The sequence below is a fragment of the Campylobacter sp. 2457A genome (assembly GCF_020135895.1).
GTDB lineage: Bacteria > Campylobacterota > Campylobacteria > Campylobacterales > Campylobacteraceae > Campylobacter_D > Campylobacter_D taeniopygiae.
In genome coordinates this window covers 15,961-36,939 of record NZ_JACHTO010000015.1, presented here as the reverse complement: position 1 = coordinate 36,939, position 20,979 = coordinate 15,961, and the positions used below count along the sequence as shown (strand labels likewise).

29 protein-coding genes are annotated in these 20,979 nt (G+C 31.1%); 5 read left to right on the top strand and 24 right to left on the bottom strand.

Going from position 1 to position 20,979, the window contains the following annotated elements; translation table 11 throughout:
• The first annotated feature begins 110 nt into the window (after positions 1 to 110).
• From H2280_RS05880 to H2280_RS05865, 4 genes are read left to right on the top strand one after another with little or no spacing between them, the layout of a single operon-like run.
• The gene (locus H2280_RS05880; RefSeq protein ID WP_337215941.1) at positions 111 to 974 is read left to right on the top strand and encodes a menaquinone biosynthesis family protein; all 864 of its coding nucleotides are present in this window, start codon (positions 111 to 113) and stop codon (positions 972 to 974) included.
• 9 nt (positions 975 to 983) lie between these two features.
• Positions 984 to 1,253, top strand: a complete 270-nt coding sequence (fliQ, locus tag H2280_RS05875; RefSeq protein WP_137623829.1) for a flagellar biosynthesis protein FliQ — start codon at positions 984 to 986, stop codon at positions 1,251 to 1,253.
• Positions 1,250 to 2,026 carry a UDP-N-acetylmuramate dehydrogenase gene (locus H2280_RS05870; protein ID WP_337215940.1) on the top strand — a complete coding sequence of 259 codons (777 nt, stop codon included), beginning with the start codon at positions 1,250 to 1,252 and terminating at the stop codon, positions 2,024 to 2,026. Before fliQ ends, H2280_RS05870 begins: the two co-directional genes overlap by 4 nt.
• A 36-nt stretch (positions 2,027 to 2,062) precedes the next feature.
• Positions 2,063 to 2,236 (top strand): hypothetical protein, encoded by a 174-nt coding sequence (locus tag H2280_RS05865; protein ID WP_171000080.1) that lies wholly within the window; start codon positions 2,063 to 2,065, stop codon positions 2,234 to 2,236.
• On the opposite strand, the gene H2280_RS05860 is transcribed toward H2280_RS05865, so the two are convergent.
• The 5 genes from H2280_RS05860 to topA form a co-directional block, all read right to left on the bottom strand.
• Positions 2,226 to 2,987, bottom strand: coding sequence for a hypothetical protein (locus H2280_RS05860; protein ID WP_337215939.1), 762 nt, complete (start codon positions 2,985 to 2,987; stop codon positions 2,226 to 2,228). The two genes, H2280_RS05865 and H2280_RS05860, sit on opposite strands and share 11 nt — an antisense overlap.
• 16 nt (positions 2,988 to 3,003) lie before the next feature.
• The gene (locus H2280_RS05855; protein ID WP_407920025.1) at positions 3,004 to 3,765 is read right to left on the bottom strand and encodes a 3'(2'),5'-bisphosphate nucleotidase CysQ; all 762 of its coding nucleotides are present in this window, start codon (positions 3,763 to 3,765) and stop codon (positions 3,004 to 3,006) included.
• A 60-nt stretch (positions 3,766 to 3,825) separates the two neighbouring features.
• Positions 3,826 to 5,001 (bottom strand): cation:proton antiporter, encoded by a 1,176-nt coding sequence (locus tag H2280_RS05850; protein ID WP_337215938.1) that lies wholly within the window; start codon positions 4,999 to 5,001, stop codon positions 3,826 to 3,828.
• A complete protein-coding gene (locus tag H2280_RS05845; RefSeq protein WP_337215937.1) occupies positions 4,982 to 5,818 on the bottom strand; it encodes a biotin synthase in 837 nt (278 codons plus the stop codon). Before H2280_RS05845 ends, H2280_RS05850 begins: the two co-directional genes overlap by 20 nt.
• Before the next feature lie 63 nt (positions 5,819 to 5,881).
• Entirely contained in the window at positions 5,882 to 7,981 is a 2,100-nt protein-coding gene (gene topA, locus H2280_RS05840; protein WP_337215936.1) for a type I DNA topoisomerase, read from the bottom strand.
• Positions 7,982 to 8,137: 156 nt separating this feature from the next.
• On the opposite strand from topA, the gene H2280_RS05835 reads away from it, so the two are divergent.
• Positions 8,138 to 9,403 (top strand): MFS transporter, encoded by a 1,266-nt coding sequence (locus H2280_RS05835; protein WP_137623836.1) that lies wholly within the window; start codon positions 8,138 to 8,140, stop codon positions 9,401 to 9,403.
• Here the strand turns inward: H2280_RS05835 and H2280_RS05830 are convergent.
• The 19 genes from H2280_RS05830 to rpsS all read right to left on the bottom strand — a co-directional run bounded on the left by H2280_RS05830 (position 9,396) and on the right by rpsS (position 20,979).
• On the bottom strand, positions 9,396 to 11,879 hold the full coding sequence (locus H2280_RS05830; RefSeq protein ID WP_337215935.1) for a PEP/pyruvate-binding domain-containing protein: 2,484 nt from the start codon (positions 11,877 to 11,879) through the stop codon (positions 9,396 to 9,398). The genes H2280_RS05835 and H2280_RS05830 overlap by 8 nt on opposite strands.
• The gene (locus H2280_RS05825; RefSeq protein WP_337215934.1) at positions 11,854 to 12,696 is read right to left on the bottom strand and encodes a phosphatase PAP2 family protein; all 843 of its coding nucleotides are present in this window, start codon (positions 12,694 to 12,696) and stop codon (positions 11,854 to 11,856) included. The genes H2280_RS05830 and H2280_RS05825 overlap by 26 nt, the downstream gene beginning before the upstream one ends.
• The gene (locus H2280_RS05820) at positions 12,677 to 13,846 is read right to left on the bottom strand and encodes a 1-acyl-sn-glycerol-3-phosphate acyltransferase (protein ID WP_337195810.1); all 1,170 of its coding nucleotides are present in this window, start codon (positions 13,844 to 13,846) and stop codon (positions 12,677 to 12,679) included. The genes H2280_RS05825 and H2280_RS05820 overlap by 20 nt, the downstream gene beginning before the upstream one ends.
• 8 nt (positions 13,847 to 13,854) lie before the next feature.
• On the bottom strand, positions 13,855 to 15,120 hold the full coding sequence (gene secY, locus H2280_RS05815; RefSeq protein WP_137623840.1) for a preprotein translocase subunit SecY: 1,266 nt from the start codon (positions 15,118 to 15,120) through the stop codon (positions 13,855 to 13,857).
• Positions 15,120 to 15,512 carry a 50S ribosomal protein L15 gene (gene rplO / locus H2280_RS05810; RefSeq protein ID WP_337215933.1) on the bottom strand — a complete coding sequence of 131 codons (393 nt, stop codon included), beginning with the start codon at positions 15,510 to 15,512 and terminating at the stop codon, positions 15,120 to 15,122. Before rplO ends, secY begins: the two co-directional genes overlap by 1 nt.
• A gap of 3 nt (positions 15,513 to 15,515) precedes the next feature.
• Positions 15,516 to 15,959 carry a 30S ribosomal protein S5 gene (gene rpsE, locus H2280_RS05805; protein ID WP_002779428.1) on the bottom strand — a complete coding sequence of 148 codons (444 nt, stop codon included), beginning with the start codon at positions 15,957 to 15,959 and terminating at the stop codon, positions 15,516 to 15,518.
• A 10-nt stretch (positions 15,960 to 15,969) separates the two neighbouring features.
• On the bottom strand, positions 15,970 to 16,326 hold the full coding sequence (rplR, locus tag H2280_RS05800; protein WP_137623842.1) for a 50S ribosomal protein L18: 357 nt from the start codon (positions 16,324 to 16,326) through the stop codon (positions 15,970 to 15,972).
• A 12-nt stretch (positions 16,327 to 16,338) separates the two neighbouring features.
• Positions 16,339 to 16,875 (bottom strand): 50S ribosomal protein L6, encoded by a 537-nt coding sequence (gene rplF / locus H2280_RS05795; protein WP_137623843.1) that lies wholly within the window; start codon positions 16,873 to 16,875, stop codon positions 16,339 to 16,341.
• Between the two features lie 81 nt (positions 16,876 to 16,956).
• Positions 16,957 to 17,352: a 30S ribosomal protein S8 gene (gene rpsH / locus H2280_RS05790; RefSeq protein ID WP_137623844.1), complete on the bottom strand. Its 396-nt coding sequence runs from the start codon at positions 17,350 to 17,352 to the stop codon at positions 16,957 to 16,959.
• Between the two features lie 9 nt (positions 17,353 to 17,361).
• On the bottom strand, positions 17,362 to 17,547 hold the full coding sequence (locus H2280_RS05785; protein ID WP_002779433.1) for a type Z 30S ribosomal protein S14: 186 nt from the start codon (positions 17,545 to 17,547) through the stop codon (positions 17,362 to 17,364).
• Positions 17,540 to 18,094 (bottom strand): 50S ribosomal protein L5, encoded by a 555-nt coding sequence (rplE, locus tag H2280_RS05780; RefSeq protein WP_137623845.1) that lies wholly within the window; start codon positions 18,092 to 18,094, stop codon positions 17,540 to 17,542. Before rplE ends, H2280_RS05785 begins: the two co-directional genes overlap by 8 nt.
• A gap of 3 nt (positions 18,095 to 18,097) precedes the next feature.
• On the bottom strand, positions 18,098 to 18,331 hold the full coding sequence (gene rplX, locus H2280_RS05775) for a 50S ribosomal protein L24 (protein ID WP_137623846.1): 234 nt from the start codon (positions 18,329 to 18,331) through the stop codon (positions 18,098 to 18,100).
• Positions 18,331 to 18,699 (bottom strand): 50S ribosomal protein L14, encoded by a 369-nt coding sequence (gene rplN, locus H2280_RS05770; protein ID WP_137623847.1) that lies wholly within the window; start codon positions 18,697 to 18,699, stop codon positions 18,331 to 18,333. Before rplN ends, rplX begins: the two co-directional genes overlap by 1 nt.
• Positions 18,699 to 18,950 carry a 30S ribosomal protein S17 gene (gene rpsQ, locus H2280_RS05765; RefSeq protein ID WP_002779439.1) on the bottom strand — a complete coding sequence of 84 codons (252 nt, stop codon included), beginning with the start codon at positions 18,948 to 18,950 and terminating at the stop codon, positions 18,699 to 18,701. Before rpsQ ends, rplN begins: the two co-directional genes overlap by 1 nt.
• A gap of 9 nt (positions 18,951 to 18,959) precedes the next feature.
• A complete protein-coding gene (gene rpmC, locus H2280_RS05760; protein WP_137623848.1) occupies positions 18,960 to 19,145 on the bottom strand; it encodes a 50S ribosomal protein L29 in 186 nt (61 codons plus the stop codon).
• Positions 19,132 to 19,557, bottom strand: coding sequence for a 50S ribosomal protein L16 (rplP, locus tag H2280_RS05755; RefSeq protein WP_137623849.1), 426 nt, complete (start codon positions 19,555 to 19,557; stop codon positions 19,132 to 19,134). The genes rpmC and rplP overlap by 14 nt, the downstream gene beginning before the upstream one ends.
• Positions 19,558 to 19,559: 2 nt before the next feature.
• Positions 19,560 to 20,261, bottom strand: coding sequence for a 30S ribosomal protein S3 (gene rpsC / locus H2280_RS05750; RefSeq protein WP_137623850.1), 702 nt, complete (start codon positions 20,259 to 20,261; stop codon positions 19,560 to 19,562).
• Positions 20,261 to 20,683: a 50S ribosomal protein L22 gene (gene rplV, locus H2280_RS05745; protein WP_137623851.1), complete on the bottom strand. Its 423-nt coding sequence runs from the start codon at positions 20,681 to 20,683 to the stop codon at positions 20,261 to 20,263. The genes rpsC and rplV overlap by 1 nt, the downstream gene beginning before the upstream one ends.
• Before the next feature lie 14 nt (positions 20,684 to 20,697).
• Positions 20,698 to 20,979: a 30S ribosomal protein S19 gene (gene rpsS / locus H2280_RS05740; RefSeq protein WP_002779444.1), complete on the bottom strand. Its 282-nt coding sequence runs from the start codon at positions 20,977 to 20,979 to the stop codon at positions 20,698 to 20,700.

Here is a 20,979-nt window from a genome sequence, read left to right as displayed (position 1 = left end):
TTTAAGAATTCTACAAAATAAAATTAAATAATGTTTTATTTTTATAAATTTTTAAATGAAATTTTATAAAATAATTTCAATAAAAAATTTACTCAAGGTTAAACTACACAATGAAAAAAACGATAACAGTCGCACACTCTCCCGATGCTGATGATATATTTATGTTTATGGCGATTCACTTTGGTTGGGTGGGTAATCATTTTAATTATAAAAATACTGCTTTAGATATACAAACCCTTAATGAATTTGCCTTAAAAAATGAATTTGACGCCACAGCCATTTCTTTTGGACTTTATCCATTAATCGCCAAAGAATATGCACTTTTACGCACAGCAGTAAGCTTTGGACAAGGTTATGGGCCCAAATTGATTAAGAAAAAAAATGTTCAATTAAAAAGGAATTTTAAAGTCGCTCTTAGTGGAGCTAATACAACCAATGCTTTAATTTTCCGTATGAAATATCCTGAAGCTAGAATTATTTATAAAAACTTTTTAGATATTGAAAATTCGGTTTTAAGTGGAGAAGTAGATGCTGGAGTATTGATCCATGAAAGCATTTTGGATTTTGATCGAAATCTTTGTGTGGAAGCTGAAATTTGGGATATATGGCGAGAATTAGCCAAAGAAAATTTACCCCTACCTTTAGGCGGAATGGCTTTACGCAGATCTTTACCTTTAAATGATGCCATTGAAATTGAAAAAGATTTAACTCTTGCGGTAAAAATCGCTGATTCAAATCGCAAAATTATAGCTCCAATGCTACTAGAAAGAAATCTTATTCGTGTAGATAAAGACAAGCTTGATACTTATCTTAATCTTTATGCAAATAAAAATTCGATTAGCATGGATGAAACACAATTTAAAGCCATTGATACCTTATTTAAATTAGGATATGATTATAAATTTTATGATAAGATTATAAATGTAAATGATTATCTCATACCTAGCGAATATGAACAAGCAAGAAATTCTTAAGGGGAAAATATGGATGAAGGTACTTTAGTTGGATTAGGAGTTCAAACTTTTAAAATCACACTTTTACTATCTTTACCTATGCTTTTGGCGGGTTTAATTGCGGGTTTGATTATCAGTATATTTCAAGCGACAACACAAATCAATGAAATGACACTTTCTTTTGTGCCTAAAATCATTTTAGTGGTTATTGTAATCATCTTCTTAATGCCTTGGATGACGACTACGATGATTGATTTTACTCAAAACATTCTCAATCAAATTCCAACTTTTATTAAATGATTATTGATTTTAAAAAATATTCATCCGTTCGCATAGGCAATAAATTTGAAGTTCAAATTTTAGATCAAATCAGTGGTTTTGAAGGTTTTTTAATAGGAGGAGCTAACAATTTACTCGTAAGTCCTAAGCCAAAAAATATAGGAATTTTAGGTGAAAAATTTGATTTCATTGAAATTCTAGATCAAAAATCAGATTTTTTATATCTTCGTATAGGATGCAGAACTAATTCTAGAAAAATATATAATTTTGCCAAACAAAATAATCTTTGCGGCTTTGAATACCTTAGTAAAATTCCTGGCACCCTAGGAGGACTTTTGAAAATGAATGCGGGGCTTAAAGGAGAATGCATTAGTCAAAATTTAATTAAAATCGCCACTTCAAAAGGCGAAATTTTGCGTGAAAATATCGATTTTGATTATAGGTTTTGTCCTTTAAAAGTGCCTTTTTTTTGGGCGGAATTTAAATTAGAATTTGGCTTTGATCACGCAAAAGATGAAGCTTTAAAAAATGCTAGAAATAATCAACCTAGCGGGGCAAGTTTTGGATCTATTTTTAAAAATCCTCAAGGAGATTTTGCTGGACGCTTGATTGAAGCGGTTGGCTTAAAGGGTTTTAGCAAAGGCGATGCGATACTAAGCGATAAACACGCTAATTTTCTCATCAATAAAAAAAATGCAAGTTATGAAGATGCGATCTTTTTGATCGAACTAGCAAGAAAAAAAGTTTTTGAAGAATTTGGAATCATGCTAGAAAATGAAGTTATTATCATTTAATTTTTTGTTCTTATTAATTTAAACACAGGAAAAAATATGCAAATTTATATCAATTTAGAAGAGATGAATAAATGGCAAATCAAAGACGAACTTAGAAAAATCTTATCTCGACTTGATCCTATAAGCGCACATGAAATAGCAAAAGAATTAAGAGAGGAATTTTTAAGTATAGAGGAACTACAAGAAAAAATTAAAAACATTAATGCATAAGCGTTAATGTTTTTACTTCCTTAAGGATAATTTCTGATAGCATTTTAGGCATTTGATCTATGATATTTTGATAGTTTTTGCTTGAATTTTTAGGATCAAGAGCAAAATTTAATTTCACATTTTTTGCCTGAAGAATTTTGCCATTACTTAAAGCAATAATCTTGAAATTGATTTTAGCAACAGCATCTTTAGTCACGGTTATAAAATAGTTTGTAGTATTGACATAAAAATCATCCAAATTAACTACGATAAGATAATCTATAAATTTAGCATAAATTTTATTTTTATCCCTCTCATGTTTTAAAAAAGGGCTGACATTAATCAGTTTAGCATCTTTAGGGCTAAATCTTGATAAAATTTTAGGACTTTGATACAAACCATTTGCTACAGAATTTGCAAAATTTAGATTTAAAGCATTGATCAATCTTTTAGAAAATAAAGTTGAAAAGTCTCTAGCTTCAACTCTAAGCCCATCGGATAGATACCCAAAATTTCTTCTAAAGCTTAAAACGATAGCAAAATCTTTATCTTTATCCTTGATTAAAGCAGGTTTTTTTTCAATCAAACTTGAACTATCAAAAACAGCTTTTTGATTGTCTAAACTAGAATTAATTGGATTTTGTCCAAGATCTATCAATTCAAAATTATCTTCACTTGGCTTTAGCTTAATAATCTTTTTTTGCGACAAATCATTAGCAAAAAGATTAAAATTTAAAAACAAACTTATAAATAAAATAAAAACTAATCTCATTGATAACCCTTGATTATTATAAAAAATCTTTCAAAAAACTTTTTTGAGAAACACATATAAAAAATTGCGATCTATGCTCTAAAGGACTATAAGGAATTAAATTTTGATCCAACATCCCCATAAATCCACCATTTAAATTGACCAAAAAATCTCCCGCTGCTATATCCCAAATATTTAACCTCTCAAGACGTCTATAAATTCCTGCTCTGCCTTCTAAAATAGCACAAAATTTAAGCCCTGAACCAATATTAACAGCCTCTAATTTATGTTTTTGTGCGAATTCTAAATCCGTTTTACTTAAATGATTTACACTCAATAAGGCTTTAAACTGATTATCTTTAAACCATTTTTCATCTATATTTAAAAACTCATCATTTTTATAGACTTTACTTTCTTTATGTCCATAATAAATATCTTCGGTTGATGGATTTTTAATAAGCGATAAAATAGGTCTATTCTCATGAATCAAAGAAATCATGATGCAAAATTCATCCGAACCTTTTAAAAATCCACTCGTGCCGTCAAGTGGATCGATAAGCCAAAAAGTTTGCAAATTTTCACTTTCTTTTCGGCTTAGAATTTTTTCTTCAGATAAAACCTTTATATCTGTTTTTCCTAAAATATCATTTAAAATTTGATCGGATGCTAAATCAGCTGAAGTTAAAGCCGAACCATCTTCTTTTTTCCAATCTTTTAAATTTTTTCGCTCTTGCATAATAGCCTTAGAAGCTTTATTTGCTGCTTCAATAGCAAGCTCTAACCAATAATCTAAGCGCATCACTTTCCTTAAATTTAAAACTTTAATCCAATATTAGCCAAAATATTCCAACAATCAAAATCACTTCTTGATATTTGAAATAAACTTAATCGCACTCATTACCAAAATAGCCTCAAATAAAGCTGTTAATATCAGTGCTGAATAAATTTCTTGATCAAGTACTTTTACAGAATATCCCAATGTAGCCGTTGCGATCAACAAAGTTAAAGGCATAGAATGACCCAATCCAAATAAAACCATGTTTTTAAATCCTATCGTTTTTACAAAAACACTCGCACATAAAATTCTTAATCCCACCATCACAAGCATCAATAAAATAGCTTTTAAAACAATATGATAATTTAAAATCATCGATAAATCAAAAGTTGAACCCGTATAAATAAAAAAAATCGGAATTAAAAAACCATAACCAAAAGTTGAAATTTTATATTCTAAATCCTTTTTATGACCCAAAAAAGTCGCGATAAAAGATCCCGCGATAAAAGATCCTAAAACAATTTCAAGTTTTGTGATAATCATAGCAACGATGATTAAAATAAAAATTGCCATACAAAATCTAATATCTTTTTCGTTTTTATCTTCCCAAGGCATAAGAACGATTTTAAATTGAGGATACCACCAAAAAAGAACACCAAGAAATTTAAAAATCAAAAAGCAAAGACTTAAAAAGATGGCAAGATACAAAATGCTTTGTGCCACATCTACGATTGTCGTTTGCTCTTGTAAAAATGCCCCAGCTATCGTTAAAAGAACTATGGAAATAACCTCAGCTAAGGTTGCGACTATCATGGCTATATTTAACCAATCACACTCTTTTCCAAAATCCTTGTAAAGTAAAGACAAAAGCCCTACACTCATAACAGGAATAATCAAAACAAAGACAAAAGAAAGTTTAAAAATCCACACAATCAGTAAAGATAAAACATAAAGTAAGATAATATATAAAAAGCTTTTTTTAATGATCTCTTTATCAAGGCTAAAAAAAGTTCTTAAATTTATTTCCATACCTGCGATAAACATCAGATAATAAAAACCCACATTAGCTAAAATAGAAAAATTTTCACTCTTTCCAATAAAGCCAAAATAAGCCACAATCGATCCTAAAATAATTTCAGTGGCTGAAATTGGCAAACGTAAAATTTTAGCAATATGTGGAGAAAATAATAAACAAAGCGCTATAACTATAAGAATTTTTAAGTCAATTAAACCTTGCGTATCAATGACATTGTGATGCAAATGTAAATCCCATCTTTTTTAACTCGACTATATCACGACTCGGTTCTTCTCCTTTTGTCGTAAGATAATCGCCTATAACAATAGCACCCGCACCCGCTTTAAAAATTTCATATTGTCTTTCACCTAAAACAACCTCTCTTCCGCCTGCAACCATAATTACAGTTTGTGGCAAAGCCTCTTTGGTATCACTAACAATCTTTAAAGCTTCATCAGCATCCAATTTAGGAACTTTTAAATTTAAATTATCATTAGCGATAAAAAAATTAATCGGGCTTGAAAAAGGTTGCAATTCTTGCAAAGATTTTCTTAGACTTATTCTATCTTCAAAACTTTCACCCATGCCATAAATTCCACCACAACAAAGCATAAGCCCTGCTTCTTTAGCATTAAGATTAGTTTGAAAACGACTTTCCCAAGTATGAGTGGTGCAAATTTGAGGAAAAAATTCTTTAGAGGTTTCAAGATTATGATTATAAGAAAAAATTCCCGCTTTTTTTAATTCTTTAAGTTGTTCTACACTGGCCATACCATTACAAGCTATAAGGAGTAAATCAGGAACTTCTTTTTTAACCGCCATTGCAGCTTCACAAACATATTCTAATTTTTCATCATCAAGTCCAAGTCCAGCGGTTACTAAACAAAATCCTAAAGCCTCATTTTTCTTAGCAATTTTAGCCTCTAAAACAATTTGAGAAATTTCTTTACGTCTATATTTTTGAATATCTGTTTTTACATAAGCACTTTGAGTACAGTATTTGCAATCTTCTGAGCAATTTCCGCTTGCTATATTAGAAATAGCACAAAGCATGATTTGCATCGTTTCTCCTATTTAACAATTAAAACTCGCATTCTAACAAAAAAAGACTTAAATAAATTTCTTTTATTCTTTCATTTCTTTTTTGATTTTGCATTTAAGACATTCTAAAAAAGTGCCTTTTTTTAGTTCCTTAATAACCAAATTTTCGCCACATTCTTCGCATTTTTCATCACTTGGCTTATATTTAGAAATAAAGTTACATTTTGGATAAGCACTACAACCATAAAATTTTCCACGCTTAGAAAAACGTTCTACAATTTCACCTTTTTGACAACTAGGACAAATTATGCCTATACTATTGGTTTTTTTTGCGGTTGCGTTTTCTTCATTTGCTTTATTTTCATTTTTTAAATTTCTAGAATATTTGCATTTTGGAAAATTTAAACAAGCCACAAATTCACCAAAACGTCCCTTTCTTATCGCAAGTTCTCCTCCACAATCAGGACAAGTCTCACCTAATTTTGTCACCGTTTTTTGACTTGCAATCTTTGTTTTTCCCTCTTCAATTTTTCTCATAAAAGGGTAATAAAATTCTTTTAAGATATTTTGCCAATCCGCTTTATCTTCGGCAATATCATCTAAAGTATTTTCAAGATTTGAGGTGAATTTGCTATCTACAATATCACTAAAATTCTTTTCAAGCACTTCAGTTACATTAAAGGCAATATCACTAGGAATGAGTTGCTTTTTATCAATTTTAACATAATCACGACTTGTAAGTATTGAAATAGTCGGAGCATAGGTTGATGGACGTCCTATACCTAAGCTTTCTAATTTTTTCACAAGCCCTGCTTCAGAATATCTTGAAGGTGGTTCAGTAAAATGCGAATTCATTTCTAATTTTTGAATTTTTAAGTTCTCACCTATTTTAAGATTAGGCAAAATTTTATCCTTATCCATATCTCCATAAACTTTATAATATCCATCAAAAAGAATTTTTCTACCACTTATTTTAAATAAAGCTCTATCATTTTTTACAAAAACATTTTGCGTTTGAGAAATAGCAGGATTCATCTGACAAGCTAAAAAACGATTATAAATGAGTGCATAAAGCTTTAATTCATCTTTATCTAAAAATTTAGCTGCAATTTGTGGCGTAAATTCCAAATTTGTAGGACGGATAGCCTCATGTGCTTCTTGCGCACCCTTAGCCTTTGTTACATAAACATTAGCTTTACTAGGCAAATAATCTTTTCCAAAATCTTTTTGGATCAATTTTCTTACCTTATCAACCGCTTCTTTAGCCAAATTCAAACTATCAGTTCTCATATAAGTGATCACACCCATCATGCCTTGATGAGTATTAACCCCTTCATAAAGTTTTTGAGCTAACATCATAGTTTTTTTAGGATTAAATCCTAAACGATTGCTTGCACTTTGCTGTAAAGTTGAAGTCATGAAAGGAGGCGGTGGAGCGATTTTTCTTTCCTTACTTTCTATATTTTCTATCACATAACCGCCATTTTTACAAGATTGAAGAATCAATTTTGCACGATCTTTATTGGTAATGGTAAGTTTTTCAATTTTTGCCTTATCAAATTCAACCAACTCAGCATCCAAATCGGAATTAAAAATCATATCAATGCTAAAATACTCCAAAGGCACAAAGGCACGAATTTCTTTTTCTCTATCAACTATGATTTTCAAAGCAGCACTCTGAACACGACCAGCACTCAAACCTCTTTGAATTTTTTGCCCTAGCAAAGGACTTAATTTATAACCCACTATGCGATCCAATAAACGCCTAGTTTGTTGGGCATTGACTGAATGCATGTTAAGTTTTCTTGGATTTTTTAAAGCATCTTCAATCGCACTTTTGGTGATCTCGTGAAATACAATACGAGGTAAAATATTTTCATCCTTACCTATAGCTTTGGCAATATGATACGCTATAGCTTCACCTTCCCTATCCTCATCCGTTGCAAGATAAACTTGTGAAGCATTTTTTGCTTTTTCTTTAAGCTCTTTAACCAAACTGCTATGATCGCTTGTTATTCTGTATTCTGGTATAAATTCATCATTTTCTATTTTTATACCAAAGCTTGTTTTAGGTAGATCTCTTATGTGCCCTTTAGAAGCTATAACCTCATAATTTTTCCCTAAAAAATTACCTATAGTTTTAGCTTTAGCAGGAGATTCTACTATGATTAAATTTTTTTTCATGAGCTAGACCTCAAATGCTGATTTTTAGAAACATTTCATTATATTAATAAATAAAAGCTGAATTTAGCTAAAAAAATTTAAAAATTTACTTATAAATTGCTAAAAATAGAAACATATAATCAATTTGGAGTATAATAAAATAAAAAAGGCTTTAAAATGCGAAAACATTATCAATTTCACCCCAATGATACAAAATTAGATAAGAAAATAGTTGAAATTACCGAAAAATCTACCTTTAAAATCGCAGTATTTTCTATGGCGGCTATGACCATGTTGGGCAGCGTGGTTATTTCTTCAGCATTGCCAGCAATTAGTAGGCATTTTGAAAATCTTTTAACTCAAGCAGGTGCTACAAACTCAACAAGTTTTACTTTAGCTCACCTTGATATCTTAGTGAGATTGGTTTTAACCATGCCCGCCATTTTTGTCGTTATCTTATCACCTTTTGCAGGAATTTTAATGGATAAATTTGGTAAATTAAAATTTGTTTTTCCTGCAATGATAATATGGACTATAGCTGGAGTGAGTGGATTTTTTCTCAATGATATCTATGCTATTTTACTTTCTAGGGCTATTTTTGGAATGGCTACAGCTTTTATCATGACTGGAGCTTCAGCTTTACTTGGGGATTATTATAGCCATGGTGGATTTAATCGGCGTGAAAATGCCTTGAGTTTGCAAGGTTTTTTCTGTGCAGTTGGGGGTGCTGTTTTTATTTCTATTGCGGGTTTTGTTTCTAGTTATTCTTGGCGTTATCCTTTTTTAGTTTATGGGCTTGGAATATTTATTACTCTTATAGCTATACTTTATCTTTTTGAACCACGTTTTAAGTTTTATAATCACAGCAAAGTGGAGGCAAAAACAAATTATTGGCAATTCCTTCCTGTTTATTTTATAGGATTTTTTATTATGGTGGTATATTATATTTCTCCAACACAACTTCCTTATTATATCGAGGAGCATTTAGGCTTAGATCCTAAATACATCGGAATTTCTATGTCTGTTTCTGCCCTTTGCTATGGAGTTTTTTCGCTTAGCTATAAATATATTATGCGTTTTTTAAGCATTAAGCAAATTTATATTTTGACTTTATTTATAGTGGGATGTTCCTTTTTATTATTGTTCTTAGTTCATAACTTTATAGCGGTTTTAATGGCCTTAGCATTATTAGGAACCGGAGGGGGTGTTATGCTTGTTAATAATACCGCTTATCTTTTTTCCATATGTCCTGAAAATGCAAGAGCTAGAGCTTATGGGATACTAGCAAGTTGTATTTTCCTTGGACAATTTTTAAGCCCTATTATATCTCAACCTATAGTAAGACAAATAGGATTAGTTGATGCTTTTTTAATATGGGCTATTGTGATTTTTACGGTTTGTGCTATATTTGTATTTTTAAAACAAAAAGCTAGGGTTAATTAAGAATATAAACCCTACCTTTTCCACCATCAACTTTTACCTTCATTCCGTTTTTAAGAATTTTCATAGCATTTCTTACACTCATTACAGCAGGTAACTTCATCTCTCTTGCAGTCACCGCTCCATGTGATAAAGCTCCTCCGCTTTCTGTGATCACGCCTTTTGCAGTATAAAAAAGCGGTGTCCAAGCAGGATTGGTTGTTCGTGCAACCAAAATCGCATCTTTGGGAAAATGTGAAAAATCATCTTTAGAATGCACCAAATAAACCTCTCCTACGCTTACTCCTATACTTCCAGCCACCCCCTCTAGGATTTCACTTTCATTTTCGATTATTTCATCCTCTTCGCCTAAATTCCAAGCAGGGATTTTTTTGGAATTTTCAAAATATTGTGCTTTTTCTTTTTCTATTTCCAAATGCACTTTATCGATAGTTATCTTGCCTTCCTTATAAGCTGAAATTGTCTGCATATGGGCAAAAAATACATCCATAGGATCTTTTATAATGCCTAATTTTACAAAATGCTTACCTATAGCCTTAGCCGCCTTTCTTACTAAAATACTCAAACGCGTTGTTTCATAATGCTCCAAATCATCCAAAAGTGTATAAGTTTTTACCAAATTTAAAAGCTCATCAAAGCCAAAATGCCATTCTTTTGGCAATAATGCAAAAAGCTCATTTTTGGTATCAAAGTATATTTTTTTCTTTTGGAATTTTTTATTATTTGAAAAATCACTATTTAGCAAAAGCTTAATGTTATCAATTACTACTTCAGGTGCTTCAACCCAAGTAGGATGATAAGGATCAAATTCTATTTCCCTATGTCCGTGATTTTCTAAAAATTTTAAAAACTGTTGAGAAATTTTATATCCGAATATTTTTTCTTTAAGCTCTTTTGAGTTATATTTTTCAAATTCGCTTTTTAAAAACGGATCTTTTGCGATCAATTTAGCTAAAGAGAGCAAATCTTCATTGACTTGCGCAGTCTTGCTCTCATCAAAACTGGTTAAAATATCAAAATAAAAACTAGACTTTTCTCCTACTAATTTTTCTAACAATATTTTTAAAATTTTATAAAGCAAGCTTTGAGTTATAGATATAGCAATATTTGGACGAAAGTACATTGTGCCGAGTTTCACCACATCATCTAAAAAATCAAAAGCTTGTTTATTATCTGATATTACTTTATTTTCTAAAGCCCCTATACCTTTTAAATAATAATCCAAATCCCTCATCCATTGCTTTGGTAGTTCATAAACATGAGGATATTTTTGCAAAATTTGCTCTAACGCTGTATTTAAATTTTTAAAATCAATTCCTAAATTGCCACTTTGCATATAAAGCCAAATGATATTTTGATTACCATAAATATAATTATTAAAACTCGCAAACCATTTACCTTTAAAACTTGGTAAATTCATCATCTTAAAAGAATATTCTAAAGAAATATGAAAAGCTTTATCCACATAATCCCAAGTAAAAGGAGTAATTACATTTGGATAACGCTCTGCTGATTCATCACGCGTCCATCGCTCTGCTAATGTTGTAATCGCTCTTGCTTGAAGCAAATAAAGCTCATTTTTTTCTATAGCCCATTCTATATCTTGTGCAAAAGCGTAATAATTTTCCACCTCGCAATTTAACTTTGCAATTTGCCTTAATTTCTCCTCGGTAAGGCAAGGAATTTCTTGTTTTTCTTTGCTTACTTTTTCCTCTTTTGTGCCCAATTTATCTTGAATAATACAAATTTCTTTTTTGGCTATATGGGTAGAAAGTAAGGAAAAATCACTCTTTGAAAGGGAATACTCATCCACATTAAATTCACCGCTTACCACACTTTCGCCCAAACCATAATTTGCATTGATTAAAATTTCATCGTTACGATTTTTAACAGGATTGATAGAAAAACTTACCCCTGCAAAATCAGCATTAACCATTTTTTGTACCACAACAGCCATACAAGCTTCATTTTGAAAAAAGTTTTTTTCTTCACGATATAAAATAGCACGACTTTGCCATAAAGAAGCGAAACAAAGTTTAATATGCTTTAAAATTTCATCTCTACCATAAATATTTAAAAAAGTATCATGCGCTCCTGCAAAAGCAGCAGAATTTAAATCCTCCATTGTAGAAGAAGAACGCACGCTAAAAGCTGTATTTTCATCAAATTCTTTTAAATTTTCATCAAATTCTTTTAAAAATTGTTCGTCAAAATCAAGCTCTAAAAAAGCTTTCCTTAAGATCTTACTTTGCTTTTCTAACTTATCTAAATCTTGATAATCAAAAGTATGATTGAAACTTTCAATCAAATTTTTAACATTTTTATTATTTTCTATAAATTTGTAATAAGCTTTTACGCTAATAATAAAGCCTTGTGGCACCTTAAAACCAGCTTTTGTTAGTTTAGCTAAATTTGCCCCTTTACCGCCACAAAACTCTAAGATTGTAGCTTTTTTATCGCTGAATTTTAAAATTTGCATTGAAAGTCCTTTTTGCAAGTTGATAAGACAAGTATGCCAAAATAAAACCAACAATACAATCAATCAAATAATGATAACGCAAATAAATCGTAGAAAACCAAAGTAGAATACAAGGAATAAGCCAAAAATAAAAATGTTTTTTATCAAAATGTTTCAAAAAAAGTAAAATAAATAAAGAAACCCCGCAATGCAAACTTGGAAAAACATCGCTAAAATTACTAAAATTTGGATAAGCTTTGTTTAAAAAATCTCTAAAGAAAAATCCGTTAAGCAAACTTTTAAATTCACTTGCATAATAAAAATAAGGGCCTATAGCTGGAATAAAAATATACCCTAAAAATCCTATAGCATAAAGACTTAAAATCCCATTGTAAAAGGCTTTTGAAATTTTTTCATCTCTACAAAGATAAAAAATAAAATAAAATAAAAGTTGCACCATAAAAAGCAAATAAGCGATGCTTAAAAGCTCTGTAAAATAAGCATTGGAAAAATTATCAAAAAATAAAGATAAATTTTTAATGTCTCCTAAAATAAAAGCATCAATTAAAGCAAGATAATAATCCTTTTTACCAGCATTGATTAAGGGAGAAATTTCTTTTATTAAGGTAAAAATGCTATTCATGAAAAGAACATAAATACCAAATTTCAAACGATAATTTTTAAGAAACAAAAGAACAAAACTAGCCATTAAATAGCCTAAAATAATTAAAGTATAAATACTAAAAAATACATCAAAAACAAGCCTTAAAAACATAATACCAAAAAGACAAAGCCATAAACATTCAAAAAGCTGAATTTTATTCTTTAAAACACTCATTAATCTTCTCTTGCAAATCATCATAATCTTGTTTTAATCGCTTAAAAAATATGGCATTAAGCAAAGATATTCCATGTTTTTTAAAAGCTCCATAAAGATGAAATCCCCATAAAGATAAACCCATACATAAAAAAGCTAAAAACGGAGAAAATAAAGCTAAAATCACATAAAAAATTGTAAAAATACTTACTCCAGATAAAATTTTATAAAGACTTATAGTGTGTTTTTCTTTGGAAAATTTCGCCGCAATAAAAGAACCTATAAGAGTAGGTAAATTCAACAAAAAAGTAGGTGCTACAATAATCACTGTAATTAAAAACACCCACAAGCTTAGCCAAAAAGATTTGGGAAAAATGGCACAATTTTTATATAAAAAAGCTTTATGGCTTTTATTTTCATAAGACTTCAACTTTTCTTGCAATTCTAGAATCTTAGAATTCTTTAATATTTTTAAATACAAATCATCTCTATATAATGAAGCAAAAACAGCTAAATTTTGGCAAATTTCTTGCTCTTTTTCATCTTTAAACTCTATTAATATGCTTTCTAAAGCTGTGCTGATTTGAGTATGTAAATTTTCTTTATCTTGGATACAATCCCACTTTAAATTCTTTCCTTTTACAATAAAAACCTTAGAACCCATTTTAGCAGGATCATCATAAAAAATGCTCAAGGGTGTCATTTCTAAAGTATCTTTTTTTAGCATTAAATGTGCTATTTTGGAAGCTCCGTTATCAAATTTTAAATGTTTAGGATTTAAAGCACTAGTACCCTCGGGAAATATTCCCAAAGTATTGCCATTTTGCATCAAATTTAAGCATTGTTTTAAAGTGCTAAAATTATCATTTTCTTTTATTTTTAAACCTTGTTTTAACGCCTTTTCTCTGTCTTTTTTTCTCGTGATCTCAATACCATGAAAGAAAATTTTACCTAAAAAACTACGTCTTAAGTTTTTAGCTAATAAAAATTGGATTTGAGGAAAAATAAAAGCGTATAAAAAACCATCAATGGCACCGTTTCTGTGTGATAAAACAGCCATTTGTCCCAAAGGATCATTTTTGGATAAATCTAAAAAAATAACTTTTCTAAAATAAGCAAAAATAAGCAAGGAAATGAAAAATTTAGAAATTCCTTGCTTTATTTTTTGCATTATATATTCTACAAACCTACCGCACTTAAGGTTTGATATTTACTCATATAAATTTGAGCTTCGATTTTTCTCATCGTATCAAGTGCAACTTGCACTACAATAAGCACTGAAGTACCACCAAATTGAAAAGGCACTCCCATAAATTTCACTAAAACCCAAGGCAAGGTTGCTATAATTCCTAGATAAATAGAACCAGATAGCGTTAAACGAGAGGCTACTTCATTTAAATAATTTGAAGTTCCTTCTCCTGGACGAATTCCTGGGATAAAACCACCTTGCTTTTTAAGATTATCTGCAATATCCTTAGCATTAAATGCTATAGAAGCATAAAAATAAGCGAAGAAAATCACAAAAATAAAAGTCAAAATGTGAAATACATATCCATTAGGATTTAAAAAATCATTAACAGCTTGTATATAAGGATTTGTACTGGTTTGCAAAATGGTTGTCGGAAACATTAAAATCGCACTTGCAAAGATTGGAGGAATGACTCCGCTAAGATTGATTTTAATCGGAATATAATTCATAATACGTTTATTTTGATTTTGCATCACTACTTTGCGAGAATAAGAAATAGGAATTCTACGCTCTCCAAGTTCTACATAAATAATAGCACCTATCGTAATTAAAATCAAAACAAAAATAGCAAAAGCGGTTAAGAAATTCATCTCTCCTGAATTTACCTGACCTATAGTCCCTGAAATCGCTCTTGGAATCCCTGAAACAATACCTGCAAAAATAATTAAAGAAATACCATTTCCTATACCTCTTTGAGTGATTTGTTCTCCAAGCCACATTAAAAGCATAGTTCCTGCAAGCATTGAAATAGCACAAAGTGCGATAAACATATTTAAATTTTCTATCATAATAGCACTTGATCCACCCTTGCCGTGTAAGCTTTGTAAGCCTATAGCCACACCTATACTTTGAGCTAAAGTGATCAATATAGTCGCATAACGGATAATTTGCATGTATTTTTGCATACTATCGCGTTCTTTTTTCATCTTACCTATGCTTGGAAAAGTTGCTGCGAAGAGTTCCATTATAATAGAAGCAGTGATGTAAGGCATAATTCCTAAAGAGATAATAGAAAAACGTTGTGCTGCCCCACCGCTAAAAACATTAAATAAACCTAAAGCATTATTTTGATTATGGTTAAAAAAATCCGCAATCACATCAGCATTGACGCCAGGAACTGGAATATAAGCCAGAACCCTATAAGCAAATAAAAAAGCTAAAGTGATTAAGATCTTATTCGTCAATGCTCTATTCATTATTTTGTTCCAGTGACGCTAATATTCTCGTCTTTAATTTTTGATACTAAGCCCTTAGCACTAGCACCGATAAGCTTAACTTTTTTCACAGATTTTGAAAGTTTGTGAACACCTTTGATGTTTTCAATTGTAATTTCAGCTAGATCTTTTACAGCTGTAATTTTTTCAACATTGATTACATAAGGTTTTTCTACTTTAGATGTAAAACCTACTTTTGGTAATCTTCTTTGAAGTGGTTGCTGACCTCCTTCAAAACCTCTTTTTTCATTATAACCTTTTCTAGCAGTTTGGCCTTTTCCACCTTTAGTGGCAGTTTTACCCATACCACTGCCTTGGCCACGACCTATTCTTTTAGTTTTGTGCGTTGAACCCGCTGCTTTTGTTAAATTCATGACTTATCCTTTTAGCATTGTTAAAGCTTTAATAGTAGCGCGAACCACATTAGCTGAATTATTTGAGCCTAAAGATTTAGTTAAAATATCTTTAATACCAGCAAGCTCTACAATAGGACGCGTAGAACCACCAGCAATAACTCCCGTACCTTCGCTAGCTGGTTTAAGTAAAATTCTACTTGCATTGTATTTTACTTCTACATCGTGAGCAATAGTTGAACCTTTAGTTTTTACTTCAACAATATTTTTAAATGCATCATCGACTGCTTTACGAATAGCATCTGGAACTTCTTTAGCTTTTCCATAGCCAACACCTACTAAACCTTTGCGATTACCAACAATCACTAAAGCAGTAAATCTAAATCTTCTACCACCTTTAACTACCTTAGTAACTCTACCAATATCAACAATGACTTCTTCGAATTCTTCTCTATTATATTTTTCCATCAATTACCCCTTATAGCCTAATGCCATTTTCTCTTAAAGATTCAGCTAAAACTGCGATCACTCCATGATAAACATAACCATTTCTATCAAACACAGCTTGCTCAATTTTTTTAGCTTTTAATAATTTCGCAAATTCAGCGGCAATTTTTTTAGCCCCTTCTTTGTTGGCTTTAATGCCTAATTTGCGTCCATCTGCTGCAGCCAAAGTTACAGCTTTAACATCATCGATTGCTTGGATATAAAGAGTTCTATTTGATTTAAATACAGAGATTCTTGGAAAATTTTCACAACCAGAAATTTTTGCTCTGATTCTCTTTTTTCTTTTAATTCTTAAACTTAATTTTCTTTTTAATACATTTGCTCTCATTCTTTAGTCCTCTTATTTCTTAGATGTCTTACCGGCTTTGCGGATAATACGCTCATCTGAATACTTAACGCCTTTTCCTTTATATGGCTCAGGTGGTCTAAATTCACGAATTTGAGCAGCAACTTGTCCTACTACTTGCTTATCACTTCCTTTGACAATCACATTATTTTTATCAACTACAATTTCAATGCCTTCAGGAATATTATAATTAATAGGATGTGAAAAACCGAGGCTTAATTCTAAAATTTTTCCTTTTAAAGCAGCTTTATAACCCACTCCATTGATTTCAAGAGTTTTTGAAAAGCCTTGAGTTAAACCTACAACAATATTATAAGCTAAAGCTCTATAAGTTCCCCAATAAGCCCTGCTTTGTCTGTCTTCACCTTTTGGAGAAAAAAGAATATTGTTATCTTTAATCTCAACATTAACATGAGCTTTTGTATCAAGCTCTTTTGCCAAATTTCCTTTTTTAAATTTAAGTAAATTTCCTTCTAATTTAACCTCTACTCCACTAGGAATAGCGATTGGTTGTTTACCTATACGAGACATATTTTTTTCCTTTTTATTTGTCTAGGATATTTCTACTTTTTGCAAAGAATGGATACCCAATGCCATAAAAAGCAGATTTTTTTACCAAATGGTACATAAAATTTCGCCACCAACTCCTGCTTTATAAGCTTCATCGTTAGCTAAAACGCCTTTGCTTGTGCTTACTACAATCGTACCATAACCATTTTTAAAACGTTTAATTTCATCTTTTCCTTTATAAACACGACGACCTGGTTTTGAAACCCTTTTGAGTTCATTAATCACACTTTTACCTTTTTCATCGTATTTTAAGATCACATTGATAAATTTCTTTTTATCTTCTTCGATAACATTAAAACTTTCAATATAACCTTTAGCTTGAAAAATTCCAACCAAAGCTTCAACAACTTTAGAGTGTAAAAGTTTAGTTGTTTCAAGTTTTCTCATTCCCGCATTGCGAATTCTTGTTAATGAGTCTGAAATTATATCATTTATCATTTTATTTCCTTACCAACTTGCTTTTTTAAGACCTGGAATTAAGCCTTCATTGCCCATTTTTCTCAAGCAAACTCTACAAATTCCAAAATCTCTATAAACTGAATGCGGACGTCCACAAATTTGGCATCTAGTATAGCCTCTTACTTTAAATTTAGGCTTACGTGCTGCTTTTGCAATCATTGATTTTTTAGCCATCTTTTCTTCCTTTTGCAAATGGTACACCGATAAGTTCTAATAGTTTTTGTGCTTGCTTATCGTTTTGTGCTGTTGTAACTATAGAAATATTCATACCATGAGTTCTTAAAATTTTATCATACTCAACCTCTGGAAACATAAGTTGTTCATCAAGACCAAAGTTATAATTTCCACGTCCATCAAAACCATCTCTACTCAAACCTCTAAAGTCTTTTACCCTTGGAAGAGCGATAGAGATTAGTTTATCAAGAAAAGCATACATATTATCTTTTCTTAAAGTAACCATAACTCCAACTGGAAATCCTTCGCGGACTTTAAAACCAGCTACAGATTTTTTTGCTTTAGTGATAACAGCTTTTTGTCCAGCAATTAAAGAAATTGTGTCAGCAATATTTTGCAACACTTTTTGATCCTTAGCAAGTTCTCCAGCTCCCACACTGATAACTACTTTTTCGATCGCTGGAATAAGCATAGGATTTTTAATATCAAATTCTTTAACCAATGCAGGTTTAATGCTTTGATTATATTTTTCTTTCAATCTCATCATTGCTTACTCCTGAATTTTTGCCACATTAGAAATATCCATTGGCATTTCTTTATTGATAAAGCCACCATTTGGATTTTTATCACTAGGCTTGATCGCTTTTTTAGCAATTTTACATCCCTCAACTACTACTTTAAGAGTTTTTGGATATACAGCTAAAACTTTACCTGTTTTACCTTTATCATCTCCTGTGATAATCTTTACATTATCACCTTTTTTTATTTTTAATTTAACCGCCATTATAACACCTCCGGTGCTAGTGAAACAATTTTCATAAAGCCACCATATCTAACTTCTCTACCTATTGGTCCAAAAATACGAGTTCCTATAGGCTCTCTTTTGTTATCAAGAATTACTGCAGCGTTTTCATCAAAACGAATTAAAGAACCATTATCTCTATGAATTTCTTTTTTAGTTCTAACGATAACTGCTTTTACCACTTGACCTTTTTTTACCTTACCATTTGGCAAAGCTTTTTTTACAGATGCAACGATAACATCACCTACAGTAGCATATCTTCTTTTGCTACCACCTAAAACCTTAATACACATAAGTTCTTTTGCACCGCTATTATCAGCTACTGCAAGTCTTGTAAAACTTTGAATCATTACTCAACTCCTGTTGCTAATACAGATTTTAAGCGAAATGATTTTCTTTTAGAAAGTGGTCTGCATTCTACAGCAACAACAGTATCACCAACTTTAACTTCATTTCTTTCATCATGAATTAGATATTTTTTAAAGCGTTTTACGATTTTTCTATATCTTGGATGAACAACCTTTCTTTCAACCAAAATACTTGCTGTTTTTTCTCCAGCAATTTTCACAACAACGCCTTGAATTTCTCTTTTAAATGCCATTTGTTATCCTTATTTTAAAGCGTTAATTGCTGTATTGATTCTAGCAATGTCTTTTTTAACTTCACTAACTTCTTTAGGATTAGTTAGCTGCATTGTTTTTAGCTTTTGTTTTAAAGTGAATAAAAGCACCTTTTTTTCTTTTAGCATTGTTGCAAGCTCAGCTGCTGTTTTATCTTTAATCTCAGTATATTTCATTTTGGCTCTCTCTTGTAACAAACTTAGTTTTAAATGGCAATTTATGCATTGCTAAAGTTAATGCTTCTTTAGCCATTTCTTCGCTTACTCCTGCCATTTCATAAATAATACGACCTGGTTTGATATTCATTACCCATTCTTCAACAGCACCTTTACCTTTACCCATACGAGTTTCTAAAGGCTTTTTAGTTAAAGGTTTATCAGGGAAAACTCTAATCCAAGTCTTACCTTGTCTTTTAACGAAACGAGTTAAAGCGATACGAGCCGCTTCAATTTGACGTGAATTAATTCTTCCTGCTTCAGTTGCTTTTAAAGCAAATTCACCAAAAGTAAATTCAGTCCCACGATTAGCATAACCTCTGTTACGCCCTTTCATCATTTTACGATATTTTGTTCTTTTTGGCATTAACATGATTACTTACTCCTTCTTGTGCGTCTTGGTTTTTTAGCTGGAGCATTTTCCTCGGTTTTTTCAGCCTGCAAACCTTTTTGCAATACTTCACCTTTAAAGATCCAAACTTTAACGCCTATGTTACCATAAGTGGTTCTAGCTTCAGCAAAACCATAATCGATTTTTGCTCTTAAAGTATGAAGTGGCACACGTCCTTCAAGATACCATTCTGTTCTTGCCATTTCAGCACCACCTAAACGGCCAGAAACTGAAACTTTAATTCCTTTGGCACCTGCTTTTTGTGCTCCTTGGATTACTTTTTTCATTGCTCTTCTAAAAGCAATTCTTTTTTCAAGTTGAGTTGCTACGCTTTCAGCTGCAAGTTGTGCAGAAGCTCCTGCTCTTCTTTCTTCTTTGATATTGATATTGACATCTTTTCCGATAAGATCTTGTAATTCTTTTCTTAAATTATCAACATCGCTACCTTTTTTACCGATAATAATACCTGGTCTTGCTGCAACTACAGTTACACGAAGCTTTTTAGCAGTTCTTTCGATCAAAATTTGACTGATTCCTGCATAATAAAGTTTTCTTTTTAAGAAAGCTCTTATTTTATAATCTTCGCCAATATTTTCTACCAAATTAGCTTTAGTTGGAAACCATCTTGACTCCCAATTTCTATTGATTCCTAGTCTTAGACCAATTGGATTTACTTTTTGTCCCATTAGCTTTCCTTTTTCGCTGTTACTTTTTTAGTGCTTGTTTTTTTAGCTGTTGTAGTCGCTTTTTTTTCAGAAGCTTTTTTAGTTGCTTTCTCTTCGATTTTTGTTTCTACTTTTGCTACTTCTACTAAAATATGTGAAGTAGGTTTTCTTATGCGACTTGCACTTCCTCTAGCACGTGGTCTAAATCTTTTTAAGACAGCACCTGCATCCACACGACAACTTTTTACAATCACTTCATTTGCTTCAAAACCACCATTTGCTACCGCACTTGAAATTGCATTTGCAATATATTTTGCTCCCTTATTTGGCATAAATTTTAAACTAGCCATTGCAAGTTCTGCATTCATCCCCTGAACTTCTCTAGCAATAAGTCTTGCTTTAGTCGGAGATAATCTTATGAATTTAATTAAAGCTTTACTCATAAATACACCTCTCCTTATTTACCTATCTTTTTCTGAACAGAACCTTTATGGCCTTTAAATGTTCTAGTCGGAGCAAATTCTCCAAGTTTATAACCGATATGATTTTCAGTTATATAAACTGGAATAAAACTTTTTCCATTATGAACATTAAAAGTTAAACCTATCATATCAGGAATGATAGTGCTTCTACGAGACCAAGTTTTTATAGGTTTATTATCATTAGCCTTTTTAGCAGCGATGACTTTTTTCATTACATGATCATCAACAAAAGGACCTTTTTTTAGTGATCTAGCCAT

Coding starts and splice junctions, on each gene's coding strand:
- topA (WP_337215936.1), bottom strand. CDS start 7,981: ATGAAAAAAAATTTAATCATAGTAGAATCTCCTGCTAAAGCTAAAACT.
- rplV (WP_137623851.1), bottom strand. CDS start 20,683: ATGAGTAAAGCTTTAATTAAATTCATAAGATTATCTCCGACTAAAGCA.
- rpsE (WP_002779428.1), bottom strand. CDS start 15,959: ATGGAAAAATATAATAGAGAAGAATTCGAAGAAGTCATTGTTGATATT.
- H2280_RS05835 (WP_137623836.1), top strand. CDS start 8,138: ATGCGAAAACATTATCAATTTCACCCCAATGATACAAAATTAGATAAG.
- H2280_RS05830 (WP_337215935.1), bottom strand. CDS start 11,879: ATGCAAATTTTAAAATTCAGCGATAAAAAAGCTACAATCTTAGAGTTT.
- rpsC (WP_137623850.1), bottom strand. CDS start 20,261: ATGGGACAAAAAGTAAATCCAATTGGTCTAAGACTAGGAATCAATAGA.
- H2280_RS05785 (WP_002779433.1), bottom strand. CDS start 17,547: ATGGCTAAAAAATCAATGATTGCAAAAGCAGCACGTAAGCCTAAATTT.
- rpsH (WP_137623844.1), bottom strand. CDS start 17,352: ATGATAAATGATATAATTTCAGACTCATTAACAAGAATTCGCAATGCG.
- H2280_RS05855 (WP_407920025.1), bottom strand. CDS start 3,765: ATGCGCTTAGATTATTGGTTAGAGCTTGCTATTGAAGCAGCAAATAAA.
- H2280_RS05820 (WP_337195810.1), bottom strand. CDS start 13,846: ATGCAAAAAATAAAGCAAGGAATTTCTAAATTTTTCATTTCCTTGCTT.
- H2280_RS05845 (WP_337215937.1), bottom strand. CDS start 5,818: ATGCAAATCATGCTTTGTGCTATTTCTAATATAGCAAGCGGAAATTGC.
- H2280_RS05870 (WP_337215940.1), top strand. CDS start 1,250: ATGATTATTGATTTTAAAAAATATTCATCCGTTCGCATAGGCAATAAA.
- rplN (WP_137623847.1), bottom strand. CDS start 18,699: ATGATTCAAAGTTTTACAAGACTTGCAGTAGCTGATAATAGCGGTGCA.
- secY (WP_137623840.1), bottom strand. CDS start 15,120: ATGAATAGAGCATTGACGAATAAGATCTTAATCACTTTAGCTTTTTTA.
- fliQ (WP_137623829.1), top strand. CDS start 984: ATGGATGAAGGTACTTTAGTTGGATTAGGAGTTCAAACTTTTAAAATC.
- rplX (WP_137623846.1), bottom strand. CDS start 18,331: ATGGCGGTTAAATTAAAAATAAAAAAAGGTGATAATGTAAAGATTATC.
- rplE (WP_137623845.1), bottom strand. CDS start 18,094: ATGATGAGATTGAAAGAAAAATATAATCAAAGCATTAAACCTGCATTG.
- rpsS (WP_002779444.1), bottom strand. CDS start 20,979: ATGGCTAGATCACTAAAAAAAGGTCCTTTTGTTGATGATCATGTAATG.
- rplO (WP_337215933.1), bottom strand. CDS start 15,512: ATGAATTTAACAAAAGCAGCGGGTTCAACGCACAAAACTAAAAGAATA.
- rpmC (WP_137623848.1), bottom strand. CDS start 19,145: ATGAAATATACTGAGATTAAAGATAAAACAGCAGCTGAGCTTGCAACA.
- H2280_RS05860 (WP_337215939.1), bottom strand. CDS start 2,987: ATGAGATTAGTTTTTATTTTATTTATAAGTTTGTTTTTAAATTTTAAT.
- rplF (WP_137623843.1), bottom strand. CDS start 16,875: ATGTCTCGTATAGGTAAACAACCAATCGCTATTCCTAGTGGAGTAGAG.
- rplR (WP_137623842.1), bottom strand. CDS start 16,326: ATGAGAGCAAATGTATTAAAAAGAAAATTAAGTTTAAGAATTAAAAGA.
- H2280_RS05825 (WP_337215934.1), bottom strand. CDS start 12,696: ATGAGTGTTTTAAAGAATAAAATTCAGCTTTTTGAATGTTTATGGCTT.
- H2280_RS05865 (WP_171000080.1), top strand. CDS start 2,063: ATGCAAATTTATATCAATTTAGAAGAGATGAATAAATGGCAAATCAAA.
- rpsQ (WP_002779439.1), bottom strand. CDS start 18,950: ATGGCATTTAAAAGAGAAATTCAAGGCGTTGTTGTGAAAATTGCTGGA.
- H2280_RS05880 (WP_337215941.1), top strand. CDS start 111: ATGAAAAAAACGATAACAGTCGCACACTCTCCCGATGCTGATGATATA.
- rplP (WP_137623849.1), bottom strand. CDS start 19,557: ATGTTAATGCCAAAAAGAACAAAATATCGTAAAATGATGAAAGGGCGT.